This window comes from Frigoribacterium sp. CFBP 8751, assembly GCF_014841545.1.
In the GTDB taxonomy this organism is placed as follows: Bacteria; Actinomycetota; Actinomycetes; order Actinomycetales; family Microbacteriaceae; genus Frigoribacterium.
This window is the reverse complement of the sequence record NZ_JACYUB010000002.1, coordinates 619,344-637,967: the sequence shown is the minus strand read 5'-3', so window position 1 is coordinate 637,967 and position 18,624 is coordinate 619,344. Positions and strand designations below refer to the sequence as shown.

16 protein-coding genes are annotated in these 18,624 nt (G+C 71.3%); 4 read left to right on the top strand and 12 right to left on the bottom strand.

The genetic code is table 11. The annotated features are described in order from the left end of the window. Positions 1-25: 25 nt before the first annotated feature. From IFT88_RS08790 to IFT88_RS08780, 3 genes are all read right to left on the bottom strand, one after another. Positions 26-730: a ComEA family DNA-binding protein gene (locus tag IFT88_RS08790; RefSeq protein ID WP_192120035.1), complete on the bottom strand. Its 705-nt coding sequence runs from the start codon at positions 728-730 to the stop codon at positions 26-28. 106 nt (positions 731-836) lie between these two features. Then, entirely contained in the window at positions 837-3,383 is a 2,547-nt protein-coding gene (leuS, locus tag IFT88_RS08785) for a leucine--tRNA ligase (RefSeq protein WP_342212119.1), read from the bottom strand. A 180-nt stretch (positions 3,384-3,563) separates the two neighbouring features. Next, positions 3,564-4,988, bottom strand: a complete 1,425-nt coding sequence (locus tag IFT88_RS08780; RefSeq protein ID WP_192120031.1) for an anthranilate synthase component I family protein — start codon at positions 4,986-4,988, stop codon at positions 3,564-3,566. Positions 4,989-5,020: 32 nt separating this feature from the next. On the opposite strand from IFT88_RS08780, the gene IFT88_RS08775 reads away from it, so the two are divergent. Continuing rightward, positions 5,021-5,854 (top strand): aminotransferase class IV, encoded by an 834-nt coding sequence (locus IFT88_RS08775; protein WP_192120029.1) that lies wholly within the window; start codon positions 5,021-5,023, stop codon positions 5,852-5,854. A 74-nt stretch (positions 5,855-5,928) separates the two neighbouring features. On the opposite strand, the gene cydC is transcribed toward IFT88_RS08775, so the two are convergent. The 4 genes from cydC to IFT88_RS08755 are packed head-to-tail and all read right to left on the bottom strand — an operon-like array spanning position 5,929 to position 11,794. After that, the gene (cydC, locus tag IFT88_RS08770) at positions 5,929-7,668 is read right to left on the bottom strand and encodes a thiol reductant ABC exporter subunit CydC (protein ID WP_192120027.1); all 1,740 of its coding nucleotides are present in this window, start codon (positions 7,666-7,668) and stop codon (positions 5,929-5,931) included. After that, positions 7,665-9,326, bottom strand: coding sequence for a thiol reductant ABC exporter subunit CydD (gene cydD, locus IFT88_RS08765; protein ID WP_192120024.1), 1,662 nt, complete (start codon positions 9,324-9,326; stop codon positions 7,665-7,667). The genes cydC and cydD overlap by 4 nt, the downstream gene beginning before the upstream one ends. A gap of 10 nt (positions 9,327-9,336) precedes the next feature. Beyond that, a complete protein-coding gene (gene cydB / locus IFT88_RS08760; RefSeq protein WP_056226153.1) occupies positions 9,337-10,338 on the bottom strand; it encodes a cytochrome d ubiquinol oxidase subunit II in 1,002 nt (333 codons plus the stop codon). 43 nt (positions 10,339-10,381) lie between these two features. Next, positions 10,382-11,794: a cytochrome ubiquinol oxidase subunit I gene (locus tag IFT88_RS08755; protein WP_192120023.1), complete on the bottom strand. Its 1,413-nt coding sequence runs from the start codon at positions 11,792-11,794 to the stop codon at positions 10,382-10,384. Positions 11,795-11,940: 146 nt separating this feature from the next. Here IFT88_RS08755 and IFT88_RS08750 point away from each other — a divergent pair, with 146 nt between their 5' ends. Next, positions 11,941-12,609: a VTT domain-containing protein gene (locus IFT88_RS08750; RefSeq protein ID WP_192120021.1), complete on the top strand. Its 669-nt coding sequence runs from the start codon at positions 11,941-11,943 to the stop codon at positions 12,607-12,609. Between the two features lie 91 nt (positions 12,610-12,700). On the opposite strand, the gene IFT88_RS08745 is transcribed toward IFT88_RS08750, so the two are convergent. The 5 genes from IFT88_RS08745 to IFT88_RS08725 all read right to left on the bottom strand — a co-directional run bounded on the left by IFT88_RS08745 (position 12,701) and on the right by IFT88_RS08725 (position 16,668). Next, complete coding sequence (locus tag IFT88_RS08745; protein ID WP_231567138.1) at positions 12,701-13,636, bottom strand: ABC transporter substrate-binding protein; 936 nt, start codon at positions 13,634-13,636, stop codon at positions 12,701-12,703. Next, the gene (locus IFT88_RS08740; RefSeq protein ID WP_056226147.1) at positions 13,633-14,373 is read right to left on the bottom strand and encodes an ABC transporter permease; all 741 of its coding nucleotides are present in this window, start codon (positions 14,371-14,373) and stop codon (positions 13,633-13,635) included. Before IFT88_RS08740 ends, IFT88_RS08745 begins: the two co-directional genes overlap by 4 nt. Then, a complete protein-coding gene (locus tag IFT88_RS08735) occupies positions 14,370-15,059 on the bottom strand; it encodes an ABC transporter permease (RefSeq protein ID WP_043596171.1) in 690 nt (229 codons plus the stop codon). Before IFT88_RS08735 ends, IFT88_RS08740 begins: the two co-directional genes overlap by 4 nt. Then, a complete protein-coding gene (locus tag IFT88_RS08730; RefSeq protein ID WP_056226144.1) occupies positions 15,056-15,892 on the bottom strand; it encodes an ABC transporter ATP-binding protein in 837 nt (278 codons plus the stop codon). The genes IFT88_RS08735 and IFT88_RS08730 overlap by 4 nt, the downstream gene beginning before the upstream one ends. Positions 15,893-16,020: 128 nt before the next feature. Further along, the gene (locus IFT88_RS08725; RefSeq protein ID WP_056226854.1) at positions 16,021-16,668 is read right to left on the bottom strand and encodes a TetR/AcrR family transcriptional regulator; all 648 of its coding nucleotides are present in this window, start codon (positions 16,666-16,668) and stop codon (positions 16,021-16,023) included. A 48-nt stretch (positions 16,669-16,716) separates the two neighbouring features. Between IFT88_RS08725 and IFT88_RS08720 the strand changes: the two genes are divergently transcribed. After that, on the top strand, positions 16,717-17,511 hold the full coding sequence (locus IFT88_RS08720; protein WP_082060105.1) for an SOS response-associated peptidase family protein: 795 nt from the start codon (positions 16,717-16,719) through the stop codon (positions 17,509-17,511). Between the two features lie 38 nt (positions 17,512-17,549). Beyond that, positions 17,550-18,590 carry an App1 family protein gene (locus IFT88_RS08715; RefSeq protein ID WP_054144876.1) on the top strand — a complete coding sequence of 347 codons (1,041 nt, stop codon included), beginning with the start codon at positions 17,550-17,552 and terminating at the stop codon, positions 18,588-18,590. Positions 18,591-18,624 lie beyond the last annotated feature (34 nt).

Genomic DNA, 18,624 nt, shown 5'->3' with positions numbered 1-18,624 from the left:
CGCAGGTCGAGCACGCGACCGGGCGTCACACCCGCACCCGGTCGCGCAGCTTCTCGAGCGTCTTTTGACCGATGCCCGGCACGCCGAGCAGGTCGTCGACGCTGCGGAAGCGCCCGTTCTCGTCACGCCAGGACAGGATCGCCGCCGCGGTCGCCGGGCCCACCCCGGGCAACGTCTGCAACGCCGCGTCGTCCGCGAGGTTCAGGTCGACCGCACCACCGCCGACCGCCGCCGCTCCCCCGGGCACCGGCCCGCCCGCCGCCGGCCCACCCGCCGTCGCACCACCACCGCCCGCCACCGCGTCGTCCACGGTCTCGCCCACGGCCGGCACCCGGAGCTGCTCGCCGTCGACGAGCACCCTCGCGAGGTTGACGGCCGCCTGGTCGGCCTCGGCCGTGAAGCCGCCGGCCGCGGCGACCACGTCGACCACGCGGGCGCCCTGCGGCAGTTCGTACAGGCCGGGTGCCGCCACCCGGCCGTGGACGTGCACGAAGACGACCGAGGCACCCCCGGGAGGCGCGGTGCCGGACCCTGCCCCGGCCTCGGCCCCGGTGCTCGGCTCGACGGTCACGATCTCGTCCGCCGCGCCTCCTCGGGTGGCGAACGCCGACACGGCGACGCTCACCGCCAACACGACGAAGAGCAGGACGACGACCGCGCCGAGCCCCACGCGCCACCGCGGACCACCCGGCTCGGACGGGTCGACGGCGGTGCGGAAGCTGACGGTCATGACCCGTCACGGTACGAGCGGGCGTCCGCCCGCGCGGACGACGACGGCCGCCCTGGGGAACCAGGACGGCCGTCGACGGGTGGGGACGAGACGCGCCCCCGGGCGGCTACTTCACCGCGATGTTCACCAGGCGCGGCGCCCGCACGATGACGTTGACGATCTGCTTGTCACCGATCGCGCGCTGCACGGCCGCGGACTCGCGGGCCATCGCCTCGAGCTCGTCGGAGCCGATCTTGGGCGACACCTCGAGCCGGTCGCGCACCTTGCCGTTGACCTGGACGACCGCGGTGACGCTCGTCTCGACGAGCAGGGTCGGATCGGCCTTCCGCCAGCCGTACGTGGCGAGGGCGCCTCCGTCGTAGCCGAGCTTCTCCCACATCTCTGAGGCGGTGTAGGGAGCGAAGAGCGACAGCCCCAGCGCGACGGTCTCGGTCGCCTCGCGCACGGCCGGGTCGGACGCGCCGGGCCCCGAGTCGATCGCCTTGCGGACGGCATTGGTGAGCTCCATCAGGCGCGCGACGACGACGTTGTACTTGAACGCCTCGCTGAGCCCCGGGGCCTCGGCGAGGAATCGATGCGTCACGCGGCGCAGGGCCTGGTCGCCGTCGGCCCACACCACGTCGCGCGAGCTGTCGACGTCGCTCGCCAGACGGAACGCCCGGGCCAGGAACTTGGCCGAGCCCGCGGGCGAGACGTCGGCCCAGTCGATGTCGTCCTCGGGCGGGCCGGCGAAGGCCATGGTCAGGCGGATGGCGTCGACGCCGTGCTTGTCGATCTCGTCGGAGAGGCTGACGACGTTGCCCTTGCTCTTGCTCATCTTCGCGCCGTCCTGCAGCACCATGCCCTGGTTCAGCAGCGCGCTGAAGGGCTCGGTGAAGTCGACGTGGCCGAGGTCGAAGAGCACCTTGGTGATGAAGCGCGCGTAGAGCAGGTGCAGGATGGCGTGCTCGACGCCTCCGACGTACTGGTCGACCGGGGCCCACTTGCTGGCCTGAGCAGGGTCGAAGGCGCGGTCGGCGTCGGTCGGGTCGAGGAAGCGCAAGAAGTACCACGAGCTGTCGACGAACGTGTCCATCGTGTCGGCGTCGCGGCGCGCCGGTGACCCGTCGCGCGGGTCGGGCACGTTCACCCAGTCCTCGGCGGCACCGAGCGGCGAGCTGCCCTTCGGCTTGAGGTCGAGCCCCTCGGTCGACGGCAGCCGGACCGGCAGCTCGTCGTAGGGCACCGGCACCTCGACGCCGTCGGCGCCGTGCACGATCGGGATGGGCGTGCCCCAGAAACGCTGGCGCGAGATCAGCCAGTCGCGCAGGCGGTACGTCTTGGCCGCCTTGCCGTCGCCGGAGGCCTCGAGCAGCTCGACGACGCGCTTGATGGCGTTCGACTTGCTGAGGCCGGTCAGGGCGCCCGAGTTCATCAGTCGGCCGTCGCCGGTCAGGGCCACGCCGGTCTCGCGGGGGTTCAGGTCGGGCAGGTCGTCGGGCAGGATCGCCTGGCCGTCCTCGTCGAGTTCGAGTTTCGGGATGACACCCGTGACGGGCGCGTTCGTGTCGACCACGACCCGCACCGGCAGGTCGTACTTGCGGGCGAAGTCGAGGTCGCGCTGGTCGTGCGCGGGCACGGCCATGACCGCGCCGTGGCCGTAGTCGGCCAGCACGTAGTCGGCGGCCCAGACCGGCATCGGGTCACCGGTGAGGGGGTTGACCGCGACCCGGCCGAGCGGCACGCCCGTCTTGGGGCGCTCGCTCGACTGACGCTCGATCTCGGTCGCCTTCTGCACGTCGACGAGGTACTCGGCGAAGGTCGCCTTGACGTCGTCGGTCGCGTCGGCCACGAGTTCGGCGGCGAGGTCGGAGTCGGGGGCGACGACCATGAACGTCGCGCCGTACAGGGTGTCGGGACGCGTGGTGAAGACCGTGACCTTCTCGTCACGGCCCTCGATCGTGAAGTGCACGTCGGCACCGATCGAGCGGCCGATCCAGTTGCGCTGCATGTTGAGCACCTTGGTCGGCCAGCGGCCCTCGAGCTGGTTGAGGTCGTCGAGCAGGCGGTCGGCGTAGTCGGTGATCTTGAAGTACCACTGCGTCAGCTTCTTCTTGACCACGACGGCACCCGACCGGTCGCTCGTGCCGTCGGGCAGCACCTGCTCGTTGGCGAGCACGGTCTGGTCGACCGGGTCCCAGTTGACCCAGCTGTCTTTCCGGTAGGCCAGGCCCTTCTTGTACATCTCGAGGAACAGCCACTGGTTCCACTTGTAGTACTCGGGGTCGCTCGTGTGCAGCACCCGGCTCCAGTCGAACGACGGGGCGTAGAGCTTCATGCTCTGCTTCTGCTGGGCGATGTTGGCGTAGGTCCACTCGCGGGGGTCGACGCCGCGCTTGATGGCCGCGTTCTCGGCGGGCAGCCCGAAGCTGTCCCAGCCGATCGGGTGCAGCACGTTGAAGCCCTGCTGGCGCCAGTACCGCGTCACCATGTCGCCGAGCGCGTACTGCTCGGCGTGACCCATGTGCAGGTCGCCCGAGGGGTACGGGAACATGTCGAGGATGTACTTGCGGGGGCGCTTGTCGTCGGGGTCGACGACGAACGGCTGCTCGGCGTCCCACCGGGCCTGCCACTTCTCTTGCAGGCGGGCGACGTCGTACTCGCGTTCGGGCACGCCGTCGTGGGGCGGGGTGGCCGAGGAGGCGTCGGTCGCGGTCGTGTCGTGCTCGTGTGCCACGGGGCTCTCATTCACTGCTGGCAGTCGGTGCGGTGGGTTCGGACCGCCCGCGCGAGGGCACGGCGACGTGCGCTGGGCTCGGCGATCCTCGCCAAGGCTACCGAACGGCGCGCGCCGTCACGACATGCGCACCGGGGCCCCGTCGGCGGCACGGACGCCGAGCACGGCGAGCAGGGCCGCCGCCTTGAGCTCGACCTCGTCGCGTTCGTCGACCGGTACCGACGAGATGGTGATGCCACCGCCCACGCCGACGCGCGCACCCGCCGGTCGCGCGGGCCGTCCCGCACCCGCCGCGCGGCCACCGTGCACCACGATCGAGCGGATGGTCATCGCGAGGCTCGCCGAGCCGTCCCGTCCGAGCCAGCCCGTCGCACCCGAGTACACGCCCCGGGGCGCCCCCTCGAGGTCGGCGAGCAGTTCGACGGCCCGACGTTTCGGCGCGCCGGTCATCGACCCGGCCGGGAAGGCCGCCTCGACGACGTCGGCCGCGGTGCGCCCCGCCCCCAGCCGGGCCCTGACCGTGCTGACGAGCTGGTGGACGTGCTCGTACGAGTGCACGGCGAGCAGCTCGGACACCTCGACCGTGCCGAGGCGGGCCACCCGGGCGAGGTCGTTGCGGACCAGGTCGACGATCATGACGTTCTCGGCGCGCTCCTTGTCGCTCTCGACGAGCTCGCGTGCGAGCACCGTGTCGTCGGCGCCCGACCCGCGGCGTCGCGTGCCCTTGATCGGCGACGACGACACCCGGCCGTCGGTCGTCACCTCGACGAACGACTCGGGCGACGCCCCGACGACGGCCACGCCGCCGATGCGCACGAACGAGGCGTGCGGAGCCGGCGAGGACCGACGGAGGCGCGCGAAGGTCTCGAGCGCGTCCACCGGCCCGTCGACGTCGACCGCCGTCGTCAGGCAGAGCTGGTACGCCTCGCCGTCCGCGATGGCTCGACGACACCCCTCGATCAGGTCGAGGTACTCGTCGGGTCGGTGCCGCCAGCGGACGGAGGGTGGGGCGGAGCCCACCGAGGAGGCGCGGGTCGACCCGGGCACCGGGGGCACGGGTGGCACGTCGGCCCAGGTCTCGGCGACCGAGAGGGGCCACGGGTCGCCGGCCCGCGCGACGACCTCGACCGAACGTGCGGCGTGGTCGAAGACCAGGGCGCGGTCGACGTCGAGCAGGGCGAGGTCGGCAGGGTCTCCGTCGGCGGCGACGGTCGAGGCGGTGGCCGCCGGGCGGTGCCCCTCGGTGTCGTCACGGTCCAGCAGTCGGCAGCCGAAGCCGTAGCCGAGCCAGCCGGCCCAGCCGAGCGGGTGGCTGTCGGGCTCGACGTCGGCCAGGTCGTCGCGCACCTCGTGCCAGAGCCGGTCGGCGCCACCGTCGCGGACGTCACCCGTCCGGGCCGGGCCCCACCCGACGACGGACCGGCCCCGGACGGCGTCCACCCCGGCGTCGCGCCAGACGACGTCGCCGGTCGCGGCCAGGTGCCGGACGACGGCCTCGGGGTCGCGCCACGGCAGGGAGGATCGGACGACCGCGGGGCGCATACCCTTGATCCTATGAGTGGAGCCCCGACCCGATGAGTGCCGAGCGGCCGGGAGGCGACGTGCTGCACGTCTGGCAGGGCGACGAGCTGACGACGAGCGGGGGCGGAGGGTCGGGCGAGGCCGACCCGCGCCTCCTGGTGGCCGATTCGTGGCTGGTGGACGAGGGCGCGGCGCTCGCGCTCGACGTGCACCGCGACCGGTTCGCCGGCTCGGTCGCCGAGGTGCCCGGGGGGCCCGACGTCGACGAGGTCTCGGCGTTCTGGACGGCGGCCGTCGCGATGATGCCCCGGACGGGTGCCTGGTTCCCGCGCGCCGAGCTCGTCACGGGCGACGGAGCCGACGCCGACGGTCAGGCACGGCTGCGGCTGCGGCTGCGCCTCCGGCCTGCTCCCCCGCGCCGCCGCTCGGTCGTCCTCGCGACGGCCGACCGTGACCCCCGCACGCAGCCCACGGTCAAGGGGCCCGACCTCGCAGCCCTCGGATCGCTCGTGGCCGACGCCCGGTCCCGAGGGGCCGACGAGGCGGTGCTGCTCTCGCCCGAGGGGCACGTCGTCGAGGGCGCCTGGAGCTCGATCGTCTGGTGGCGCGGCGACGCCCTGTGCCTGCCGGCGGACGACCTGCCCCGCCTGCCGGGCGTGACGGTCCGCAGCCTGACGACGCTGGCCGCCGTCCTCGGCGTCGACGTGCTGCACGACCACACCCGGCCGGACGAACTCGACGGGTTCGAGGTCTGGAGCCTCGGCGCACTGCACGGCATCCGCATCGTCACCGGCTGGGTCGACGGCCCGGCCCCGGCCGAGGAACCCGGGCGTCTCGCGCTCTGGCGCGGCCGACTCGACCGCCTGCGACGCCCGGTCGGCACCTGACCGCAGCCCGAGTACCGCAGCCGACGACGGCGGTCCGACGACCGCAGTCCGACGACCGCGAAGGTGTCGAGCCGTCAGGCGTCGTCGTCGAGGGCGACGTCGGGTCCGACCTCGACCTCGCTCAGCAGGCCCGCCTCGATGCGCACGCGACGCGTGACCAGCTCGGCAGGCACCTCCACGTGCGAGATCACGACGACCGTCGAGCCGTCGTCCCGGGCGGTGGAGAGGACGTCGCGCACGAGCCGTCGGGCGGTCTCGGGGTCGAGTCCGGCCGTGGGCTCGTCGAGCACGAGCACCGGGAACCCCCGCAGAAGGGCTCGGGCCAGCGAGATGCGCTGGGCCTGGCCACCCGAGACGAGGACTCCCCGTTCACCCACGGGTGCGTCGAGCCCGCCACGCTCGGCCGCCCAGCGACCCAGCCCGACGCGGTCCAGCACCGCGAGCAGGTCGTCGTCTGTGGCCGTGTCGCGGGCGAAGAGCAGGTTCTGACGCAGGGACTCGTCGAAGAGGTAGGGCGTCTGTTCGATCAGGCCGACCGCGGCCCGGACGGCGGCCGGGGCGAGGGTCGCCGTGTCGACTCCCCCGACCTCGTAGCGACCCGTGTGCTCGACGAACCGGGCCAGCACCGAGGCCAGCGTGGTCTTGCCCGCGCCGCTCGGCCCCTCGACCACGAGGCGGTCGCCCACGGCCACCTCGAGGTCGACGCCGCGGAGAGCGGGGCCGGCCGCCCCCGGCCACGTCGCCGAGACGCCGTGCAGACGCAGGGCGGGTGCCGGGGCCGACACGGCGGAGCCGCCCGCGCGGACAGGCTCCACGGGGCCCGGGTCCGCCCCTCCGACGGCCTCGTCGTCGACGACGCCGGCCGGCACCTCGACCGGCACGGCCGATTCGACGCGGTCACCGCTCGCCCGGACGCGACGCCAGGCCAGCACGGCCGTCGGGACGGCTCCGACGACCTCGAAGACGGCGAGGGGCACGAGGGCCACCAACGCGAAGGCCGGGCCGGTCAGCCCTCCCGAGGCGACGCCGGGCGCGACGACGGGGATCGTCGCGAGCACGGCGGCACCCGACAGCGCCGAGAGCACGGCGGCGACCACGCCCGCGGTCAGGGCACGACGCGAGGAGGCGCGGCGCAGGTCGTCGTCGAGTCCCGCGACCCGGCCGAGCTGGCGGTCCACCGCCTCGAACGCGGCGAGCACGTCGAGGTTCTGGACGAGATCGACGACGGCGGCCGAGAGCACCCCCCGCCGGTCGGCGAGGGTGCGCTCGCTGCGGCGGGCGAGCCGGTCGGCGGCGACGCAGCCGACGACGAACGCGACGACGAGGGCACCCGCCAGGACGACCGCCGCGGCCGGGGACACGAGGGCGACGCCGACGACCGCGACGACCGAGGTGAGGCCCGACACCACGAGCGGCTGCACGACCCGCAGGGGCAGGTCTTGAAGGGCGTCGACGTCCCCGACGACGCGCGCCAACAGGTCGCCGCGGTCGGTGCGGCCGAGGCCCGCCGGGGCCACGCGGATCAGGCGCCGGTAGAGCTCGGTGCGGACCACCGCCAGCTGGCGGAAGGCCGCGTCGTGGCTCGACAACCGTTCGAGGTAGCGGAAGACCGCCCGGGTCAGGGCGAAGGCGCGGACGCCGACCACGGCGAGCGAGAGGTAGAGGATCGGCGGCTGCTCGGCGGCCCGCGTGATCAGGTACGCCGACGCCGCGAGCAACGCCACCGCCGACAAGGCGCTGAGCGACCCGGAGACGATGCCGGGGGCGGCCCGACGCCCGGCGGGCTGGGCGGTGCGGAGCAACGAGCGGGTCACGAGAGGCCTCCGATCGGGACGACGACGTCGGCCGCGTCGCTCACGGCGCGGCGGTGCGTGACGACGACCACGGCGACACCCGTGGCCGCGATGCGGCGGAGGCCGTCGACGACCCGGGCCTCGGTGACGCGGTCAAGGGCCGACGAGGGCTCGTCGACCAGCAGGAGGCGCGCCCCGACCCGGTCGAGCCGGTACAGCGCCCGGGCCACCGACACCCGCTGCGCCTGGCCGCCGGACAACCCCTGGCCGCCGGCCCCGAGCACGAGCGCCGGGTCGAGGCCGGCCGCGCCGGCCAGGTCGAGGGCGCGCACGACGGCCTCGGTGTCGGGCTCACCCGCGTCTCCCAGAGCGACGTTCTCGGCGACGGTGCCGGACGACAGCATCGGCGACTGGCCCGACCAGGCGATCTCGTGGCGGGCGGGGGCACGGCCCGACGAGCGCCAGACCACCCGGCCCCCGCACCGTTCCAGACCCAGCACGACGTCGAGCAGGGTGGACTTCCCGGCCCCGCTCGGACCGACGACCGCGGTGACGCGACCCGTCTCGGCGACGAAGGAGGTCTCGGCCAGCCGCACCGCGCCTCCTCGGCTCACCGAGACCCGGTCGACGACGAGTGCGTCGGCCTCGACGGGGGGCTCGGCCCGATCGTCGACGGTCCTCGACCCGGCGGACCCGGTCGGCCCGGTCGGCGGGGGCGCGACGTCGCCCGACTCGTCGTCGAGCAGCTCGAAGACGTCCTCCGCCGCCGCGACCCCGTCGGCCGCGGCGTGGTAGTTGGCTCCGACCTGGCGCAGGGGCAGGTAGGCCTCGGGGGTGAGCAGCAGCACGAACAGCCCGGCGGTCAGACCCATCGATCCCTCGACGAGCCGGATGCCGATCGACACGGCGACGAGCGCGACCGACAACGACGCCGCGAGCTCGAGCACGAAGCCGCTGAGGAACGACACGCGCAGCACCGTGACCGTCTCGACGCGGTAGTCGTCGGTGAGCCGGCCGATCCGCTCGACCTGACGCCGTTCACGACCGAACGCCTTGAGGGTCGACGCCCCGCCCACGGCGTCGGCGAACGACGAGGCGAGGTGCGTCAGGCGGTCCCACTGCCGGTTCTGGGCGGCACGGGTCGTCCACCCGATCAGCACCATGAAGACGGGGATCAACGGCAGCGTCAGCACGACGATGAGGGCCGACAACCAGTCGTGCAGCGCCATGACGACGATCACCAGCGGTGTCGCCAGGGCCGTGAGCACCAGCTGGGGCAGGTAGCGGGCGAAGTACTCGTCGAGAGCGTCGAGGCCCGGGCCGACGAGGGTCGCGACGCGCGCCGAGGAGTGGCGGTCGACCCAGGCGCGCCCCCGGTCGGCGACCGCACGGACCACCCGGGACCGCAGCTGGCTCTTGACCTGCGCCGCGGCCCGCGCGGCCGTCACCTCGAGCGCCCACGCCACGAGCGACCGTGCCGCCACCGAGACGCCGAGCCCCAGCAGGGCGGTCGAGAGCCCGGAGGTGCTCCCCTCGACGACCCGGACCACGGCCGTCGTCGTGAACCAGGCCACGGCGACGATCGCGACCGTCTGCGCGAGGCCGAGCACGGCGCCGAGCCCGAGGAACACCCGGGCGGCGGAGGCGTAGCGCAGGAGGCGCGGATCGAGCGGCTTCACGGACGCCGGCTCAGTGCGCGGCCGGGATCGCCGCACGGGTGATCCGTTTGCGGAAGATCCAGTAGGTGAAGCCCTGGTAGCCGAGGATGAGCGGGACGAAGACGAGGGCGACCCAGCTCATGATCGTCAGGGTATAGGTGGAGCTCGAAGCGTTGGCGATCGTGAGGCTGTTCGCCGGGTCGTTGCTCGCCGGCATCACCCCCGGGAAGAGCGCCGCGAACAGGCTCGACACCGCCAGGGCGATCGTGACGGCCATGAGGCCGAAGGACCGCCCCTCACGCCCGCGGAGGTTCGCGACGAACGACGCGATCAGGGTGACGGCGGCCACGGCCGAGAGGGCGACCGACACGAGGGTCCCGTGCATCAGCGAGGTCAGGGCCAGGAAGGCCGCGGCGACGACGATCGTGACGACCCCGGCCCGGGTGGCGAGACGCCTGGCCCGACCACGGATCTCGCCCTCGGTCTTGAGCGTGACGAACACCACGCCGTGCGTGAAGAAGAGCAGCAGGGTCGTGAGGCCGCCCAGCAGGGCGTAGGGGTTCAGCAGGTCGAGCAGCGTCCCGGTGTAGTTGTGCCCCTCGTCGAGCGGCACGCCCTGGACGACGTTGGCGAAGACCAGCCCCCAGACGAACGCCGGCACGGCCGAGCCGACGACGATCATGAGGTCGAAGCGGCGCTTCCACGAGGACTCGGGACGCTGGTGGCGGTACTCGAACGAGACGCCCCGCGCGATCAGGGCCAGCAGGATGAGCAGCATCAGGAGGTAGAAGCCGCTGAACAATGTGGCGTACCACTCGGGGAAGGCCGCGAACAGGAACGCACCGGCGACGATGACCCAGGTCTCGTTGAGGTCCCAGACCGGGCCGATCGTGTTGATCAGCACGCGCCGGTCGGTGTCGTCACGGCCGAGGAAGGGCAGCGACATGCCGACCCCGAAGTCGAAGCCGTCGAGCACGAAGTATCCGACGAAGAAGAACCCGAGGATGACGAACCAGAGGGTGGGGAGGTCCATGGTCAGAGCCTTTCTCGCGTCGGTTCGATGGGGGTCGTGGACATCAGTAGACCGTCGCCTCGTGTCGGATCTCGCCCGACACGGGGTCGGGCTCGGGGGCGTCGGCCGGCCCCTTCTGGGCGGCCCTGACGATGAGCTTGAACTCGACGACCGCGAGCGTGCCGTAGATCAGCGTGAAGGCGACGAGCGAGATGAGCACCGTCAGGCCGGTGACCCCGGGCGAGACGCCGTCCTCGGTCTTGAGCAGCCCGAAGACGAGCCAGGGCTGCCGTCCCATCTCGGTGAAGACCCAGCCGACGATCATGGCGAGGAGGGGCATCGGGTAGCTGAAGACCGCGGCCCGCCACACCCACTTGTTCTGCGGCAGGCGCCCCTTGCGGGTGATCCAGAGGCCGACGAGCGAGACGAGGACGCTGACCATGCCGAGGCCCATCATCCAGCGGAAGGACCAGTAGGTGACCCAGATGATCGGGGTGTAGTCGCCCGGACCGTAGAGCTGCACGTACTGCGCCTGCAGATCGTTGATGCCCTCGACCGTGCCGTCGAACGTGTGCGTCGACAGGAACGACAGCAGGTACGGCACCCTGATGCTGAAGAGCTCGTGCACCCCGTCGGGCGTGCCCAGGGTGAAGATCGAGAACGAGGCGTCGGCACCGGTGCTGGTCTTGTACAGCGCTTCCGCGGCCGCCATCTTCATGGGCTGGGTCTCGACCATGGCGAGACCGAGCTGGTCGCCCGTGATGAAGGTGAGCGCGCCGGCGGCGACCATCGTCCAGAGACCGAACCGCAGGGCCGGCCGCATCGTCTCGAGGTGCTGGTTGCGCGACAGGTGCCAGGCGGCGACCGCGACGATGACCGCGGCCGAGACCATGAAGCAGGCGAAGATCGTGTGCGGGAACGCGGCGAGGGCCACCTTGTTGGTCAGGACCTCCCAGATGCTGGTGAGCTCGGCCCGGCCCTTCTCATCGTTGATGTCGTAGCCGACCGGATTCTGCATGAAGGCGTTCGCGGCGATGATGAAGTACGCCGAGAGGATGCTGCCGACGGTCGCGCCCCAGATGCTCAGCAGGTGCAGCTTCGGCGGCACCTTGTCCCAGCCGAAGATCCAGATGCCGATGAAGGTCGCCTCGAGGAAGAACGCGAGCAGGCCCTCGAGCGCGAGCGGGGCGCCGAACACGTCACCGACGAATCGCGAGTAGTCGGACCAGTTCATGCCGAACTGGAACTCCTGCACGATGCCGGTCACGACGCCCATGGCGAAGTTGATCAGGAAGATCTTGCCGAAGAACTGGGTCAGCTGCAGGTAGTGGACGCGGCCGGTGCGCACCCATGCCGTCTGGAACACCGCCACCGTGAACGCCATGCCGATCGTGAGGGGCACGAACAGGAAGTGGTAGATCGTGGTGAGCCCGAACTGCCAGCGGGACAACAGCAGCGGGTCGAGCAGCTCGTTCATCAGGATGTGCCTTCTCCCTCGGATGGTGGTGGTGGTGGTCGTGCGTCGCACCGTCGGGACGTGACGAGCATAGATCCGCAGATAGACGACACCTGTCGCTTACGGTACCCGGGCGCCGTGCACTCGCTGTGAATAGGCTCGGGCGGGTGAACGACGTGCTGACGACCCTGCTCGACACGGTGCAGTCCGTCGATCCCGTGCTGAGGACGGTCTTGGCCGGTGTCGCCATGGTGCTCGAGACGTCGGTTCTCCTCGGCCTCGTCGTGCCGGGCGACACGGTGGCGATCGTGTCGGCGACGGCGGTGGCGTCACCGTTCGAGTTCGGGGCACTCGTGGTCGCCCTCGTCCTGGGCGCCCTGGTGGGCGAGAGCGTCGGCTTCGCTCTCGGCCGGTTCTTCGGGCCGAGGATCCGGGCGAGTGCCCTCGGCCGACGCCTCGGCGAGGCGAACTGGGCCCGGGCCGAGAACTACCTCGCCCGACGGGGCGGCATCGCCGTCTTCGTGTCGAGGTTCCTGCCGGTGCTGCACTCGTTGATCCCGTTGACCGTGGGCACGAGCCCGATGCGCTACCGGACGTTCCTCACCTGGACGGCCCCCGCGTGCATCCTCTGGGCGCTCGCCTACGTCTCCGTCGGCGCGGCGGCCGCGGGCAGCTACCGAGAGCTCGCGGACGGCCTGCACCAGGCCGGCTACGTCTTCGTCGGCATCATCGCCGTGTTCGTCCTGCTCGTCGTCGTCGTGAAGAAGGTCCTGCACCGCCGCGAGGAACGCCACATGGCCCGGCCCGACGGGGACGCGGGCGACGACGCGCCCTGACCCGCGCCTCCTCGTGGTCGCTCCGCGGGCGGGGCCCCGGACGACGAAGGGCCCCGTTCCGCGCACGGAACGGGGCCCTCGACGGGGATGCCTAGCTGTCGAGCAGGCCCTTCTCGGTCAGGTAGTCCTTGGCGATGGTGGCCGAGGACTCCTTGTCGGTCTGGCTCTTCGAGTTGAGCTGCTGCAGGTCGGACGCGCTCAGGACCGCGTCGACGCTGTCGATGACGTCCTGTGCGTCGGAGTCGACCTTGTCGGACACGATCGGGACCACGTTCTGCGGCAGGATCATGTTCTCGGGGTCCTCGAGGGTGACGAGGTCGTTCTCGGTGATCAACGGGCTGGCCGTGTAGATGTCGGCCAGTTGGACGCTGCCGTCGGTGAGGGCCTTGACCGTCAGCGGGCCACCGCCGTCGTCGATGGGGGTCGAGGTGACGTCGACGCCGTAGATGCTCTTCAGGCCGGGAGGGCCGTAGGGGCGTTCGGCGTTCTCGGGCGGAGCACCCAACGTGAGCGTGCCCGAGTAGTTCTTCAGGTCGGCCAGGCTCGTGATGTCGTTCTCCTCGGAGAACTCCTTCGTCACGTTGTAGCTGTCCTGGTCGGACGCCGCAGCGGCCTTCAACGCGGTCAGACCGTCGGGCAGGGCGGCGGCGAGGGCCGTCTCGACCTCTTCGGGCGACTTCGCGGTCTCTTCTTTGTCGTAGTACTGCAGCAGGTTGCCGGTGTACTCGGGGAAGACGTCGATCTTGCCCGACTCGAGCTCGGGCAGGTAGACCTCGCGCTGACCGATCTGGTACTGACGGTCGACCTTGTAGCCCTTGGCCTCGAGCGCCTGGGCGTAGAGCTCGGCGATGATCTCGTTCGAGTAGTACTGCTGCGATCCGATGACGAGCGTGTCGCCGTCGCCCGACGCGGACGAGTCGCCGGAGCTCAGCGGGTCGCTCGACGCGCACCCTGCCAGGGCCACCATGGCCCCGATCGCGACTGCGCCGAGAACGGTGAGCCGGCCCTTCTTGTTCGCTGTGATCACTGTGTGCCTTTCGTGAGGGGTGTTGCCGTGACCGCCCCGGGCCGGGCGGCCTTGGAGCGGGTGTCGGAGGGGCGTCCGGCCGTGACCCCGGCGGGGACGACGAGACGCTGGACGATCGAGAAGAGGATCTCGAGGACGACCGCGAGGGCGATGACGACGATCGAGCCGGCCAGCATCTGGGTGTAGTCGTTCGATCGCAGGCCGCGGAAGATGTAGGTGCCGAGGCCCCCGGCCCCGACCACCGTGGCGATGGTCGCCGTGGCCACGACCTGCAGCGTGGCCGAACGGATGCCACCGATCAGGAGGGGCAGCCCGAGGGGCACTTCGACCTTGGTGACGATCTGCCACTCGGTCATGCCGACCGCCCGGGCGGCGTCGATGGTCTTGCGATCCACGGCTTCGAAGCCCGAATAGGCACCGGCCAGGACCGAGGGGATCGCCAGGACGACGAACGCGATCATCGGCGCGGTGATGCCGATCCCCACGAGGAGCGCCAGGAGGAAGACCAACCCGACGGTCGGCAACGCCCGGGCGCCACCGGTCAGGGCGACGGCCAGGGTTCGGCCACGACCCGTGTGCCCGATGAGGTAACCAGCCGGGACTGCGAGGACCGAAGCGATCACCACGGCGACGATCGTGTACCAGAGATGCTCGCCCAACCTGGTCGGGACCCCGTCGGCACCGGAGAGGTGGGCAGGATCGGCGAGCCAGGCGAATGCGTCGAGAAAGAGGTTCACGGTGCCACGACCTTCTGGCGGGCCACGGTGGGCGTGCCCGTCCGTGTCGCGGACCGACCCCTCGTCCAGGGCATGAGAGCGCGTCCGAGCAGCACCAGCAGCCCATCGAGGACCAGGGCCATGACGATCGTGAGGACGATCCCGGCCACGATCTCGGCCATGATGTCGCGCTGCAGGCCGTCGTTGAAGAGCAGCCCGAGTCCGTTGATGCCGAGGATGCCGCCCACGGTCGCGAGGCTGATGGTACTGACCAGGACGACCCGGAGACCGGCGAGCAGCACCGGACCGGCCAGGGGGATCTCGACGCGCCAGAAGCGCTGCCACCCGGAGTATCCGACCGCCGTCGCGGACTGTCTGACGTCAGCTTCGACCGACTGGAGACCGTCGGCGACGGACCGGACCATGAGGGCGATGCCGTAGAGCGTGAGTCCGATGATGAGGTTCGTGTTGCTTCGGATGCTGTAGCCGATCAGACCGGGGAGCACGACGAGTAGCGCGAAAGACGGCACGGCGTAGAACAACCCGGCCACCGCCAGGACGACTCCACGAAGACGGGTGAAGCGATTGGCCGCCCAGCCGATCGGCAGCGAGATGACGAACGCCAGGATGACCGGCGGCACGCTCAGACCCAGGTGCACGATCGTCTTGTCGAGGATGTAGTCGCTGTTGGACCAGATCCAGTTCACGACGTCCGCCCACCTCGGACCGGTTCGGTCAGCACCCCGGCGGTGCGTCCGTCGCCGTCGACCACCACCTGACCGGTCGGGGTCTGTTCGACGTGCAGGGCGCGCTTGCCCCGGTTGGCCCCGATGAACTCGGCGACGAAGTCGGTCGCGGGCGCCGAGAGGATCTCGGCGGGACTGCCCTGCTGGGCGATCTGGCCACCCTTCTCGAGGATGACGACCTGGTCGCCCAGATAGAAGGCCTCGTCGATGTCGTGCGTGACGAAGACGACGGTCTTGTCGAGTTCGCGCTGCAACCGGATGAGCTCTTGCTGCAGGTCGGACCGGACGAGCGGGTCGACGGCACCGAAGGGCTCGTCCATGAGCAGGATGTTCGGGTCGACGGCGAGGCCGCGGGCGACACCGACGCGCTGTTGCTGCCCGCCGGACAGCTGGCTCGGGTAGCGCTGGGCCAGGTCGCGGTCGAGCCCGACCGTGTCCATCAGCTCGAGAGCTCGGTCGCGGGCGACCTTCTTGGACGTGCCCGTGAGGACGGGGACGGTGGCGATGTTGTCGACGACCTTGCGGTGCGGCAGCAGTCCGGAGTTCTGCATGACGTAGCCGATGCTGCGGCGGAGGCCGACGGGCTCGAGGTCGCCGATCGACTTGCCGTCGATCTCGATGACGCCGGACGTCGGGTCGACCATGCGGTTGATCATCCGCAGGATCGTCGTCTTGCCGCACCCGCTCGACCCGACGAAGACCGTGGTCTTGCGGGACGGGATCACGAGGCTGAAGTCGTCGACCGCCAGGGTGCCGTCGGGGTACTGCTTCGTCACGGAGCGGAACTCGATCATGGGTGGCTCATTCCTCGTGGGCAGCACGAATCGACACTTGCCAGGGCGTTCACCCAACCACAGATCTCGACGATGTGTCAGCGACCCCGCCAGGGCCCGTGACACCCGCCGTCACGCGGCCCGCGGAGTCAGCGCGCGTCGACGAGGGGCTCGAGGTAGCCCGCCAGCACGATGCGGCACTGGCCGACGAAGCGGTCGTCGCCTTCGGCGTCGTCGATGAAGGCACGCGCCAGCAGGGCGTTCGCGATCTCGACGGCCACCTGGAGGCCCAGTTCGAGTTCGTCGGTGCGCGTGACCGCACAGTGGTCGACGAAGACGGCGAGCAACTGCTCGGCCAGCGGACTCGTGTACTGGCGCGTCTCGGGCGTGCGCACGTCGGGGGCGTCGGCGAAGCGGATGGACCGGAAACCGGGCTCGCTGCGGTACATCTCGGCCTTGGCGTCGACGAAGAGGTCGACGGCACGACGCCAGTCGGTGACGGCGTCGTCGGACACGGCCTCGCCGACCCGGACGGTCAGACGCTGGACGGAACGCAGGGCGAGGGCGTCGACGACCGCGATGCGGTCGGGGAAGTAGCGGTAGACCGTGCCGATCGAGGCACCTGCCCGCTCGGCGACCATGGCCGTGGTCAGACGCTCGTAGCCGATCTCGTCGATGATGGCCGCGGCCGCGTCGAGCAGCCCGGTGAGCCGCGCGGAACTGCGAGCCTGGACGGGCTCGTTCCTGAGCAGCGGTGAACCCCCGGGCAATGCGTCATTGACGTCGGTGACGAGCAACGTTTCTCCGTTTCGTGGCGATGCCTCGACGGGGTCGGGCACGGTGCGATGACGTCGGAAGGGGACCGAGGTGTCGGTCACCGGATGTCGGCGGCTGCCACCAGAATGGATCGCATGTGCGGACGATTCGTGATGGCACGCGCCTCGAGCGACCTGGTGGCCCTGTTCGACGTCGATGTATCAGGAGACACTCTCCCAGAGCCTTCCTGGAATATCGCTCCGACTCGGCCGGTGAGTCTCCTCGTCGACGCGGCACCTCGAGGTGACGACGCCGGTGGCCCGCCGGTCCGACGCCTCGCGTCGGCCCGCTGGGGTCTCGTGCCCGGTGGCTCGGCGGGCCCCGACTCCGGTCCCCCGCTGTTCAACGCACGATCCGAGTCGGCCGCCGAGAAACCCTCGTTCCGCGACGCCGTGGTCTCGCGCCGTGGCCTGGTCCCGGCCACGGGCTGGTACGAGTGGCAGACCCTGCCCGACGGCTCGAAGCGCCCCGTCCTCGTGCGGCTGCCCGATGACGAGGTGGTCCTCTTCGGTGCGCTCTACGAGTGGTGGCGCGACCCGTCGGCCGAGGTCGGCGCCCCGTCTCGGTGGCTGCTGTCGACGACCGTGCTGACCCGCGCCTCCTCGGGTCCGGTGTCCGAGGTGCACGACCGCATGCCGGTGCTCGTCGGCACCGACGTCATGGACGACTGGCTCGACCCCGAGACCGAGGGCGACGACGACCTGGTGCAGGGCATCGCGGGCCTCAGCGACGAGATCGCCGAGCGCCTGCTGCACCACGAGGTCGGCCCCGAGGTCGGTTCGTCGTCGGTCGACCACCCCGGTCTGCTCGCTCCCGTCGACTGACCCGCCCGTTCGACGACCCGTCGTGCGAGACTGAGCGGATGCCCGACACCCGCAAGGCACCGCCCGCCGCCGTCGAGCCCTTCCTGCACCGAGCGGCCCGCATCGAGAACTCGGTCCACCGCTTCCGTGAGAAGCGGGCTCGGCGTCGAGGACTCCTCCCCACGGTCGTGCCGTACACCGGCTACGGCGCTCCGGGATGGGCCCGGGTGCTGTCGCGCGTCCTGCTCACCCGCACGGGCACGCTGTCGGGCGTCGACCGCCTCAACGTCCGGGGGTGGCGCAGCTTCACGAGCGTGCCCGTCGAGAAGGCCCTGGTCGAGATCTCGCTCGGCGGTCGCGTCCAGCGCGTCCAGGCCGACCGCGGCGGCGTGCTCGACGCTCGCATCGCCGTCGACCTCGAACCCGGCTGGCACGTCGCGACCCTCACCACCGAGGGGTCGGTGCCGGTCGAGGCGCCGATCTTCGTCATCGATCCGGAGGCGCGGTTCGGCATCGTCTCGGACATCGACGACACCGTGATGGTCACCTCGTTGCCCCGGCCCCTGCTCGCCGCCTGGAACACCTTCGTCCTGAACGAGCACGCCCGGCGTCCCGTGCCCGGCATGGCCGTGCTCTACGAACGCCTGAACGCGGCGAACCCCGGGTGCCCCGTCATCTACCTGTCGACGGGGGCCTGGAACGTGGCGCCGACGTTGTCCCGCTTCCTGTCCCGCAACCTGTACCCGAGCGGCGCGCTGCTGCTGACCGACTGGGGCCCCACCCACGACCGGATCTTCCGCAGCGGACGCCAGCACAAACAGGAGTCCCTGCGCCGTCTCGCCGACGAGTTCCCCGAGCTCAAGTGGCTGCTCGTCGGCGACGACGGGCAGCACGACGAAGAGCTGTACGGGACGTTCCTGCACGACCACCCCGAGAACGTCGCCGCCGTGGCCATCCGCCAGCTGTCGCCCAGCGAGGCCGTGCTGGCCGGAGGCCGGTCGCGGTCGGAGCACGCCGAGGGCAGCGACGTGGTCTGGGTGTCGGCACCCGACGGCGCCGGCCTGTGGGAGCAACTCCTCGACAACGGCGTGATCGACTGACCCCGGCCATTCGTGATGTTCTCGGAATAGTGGG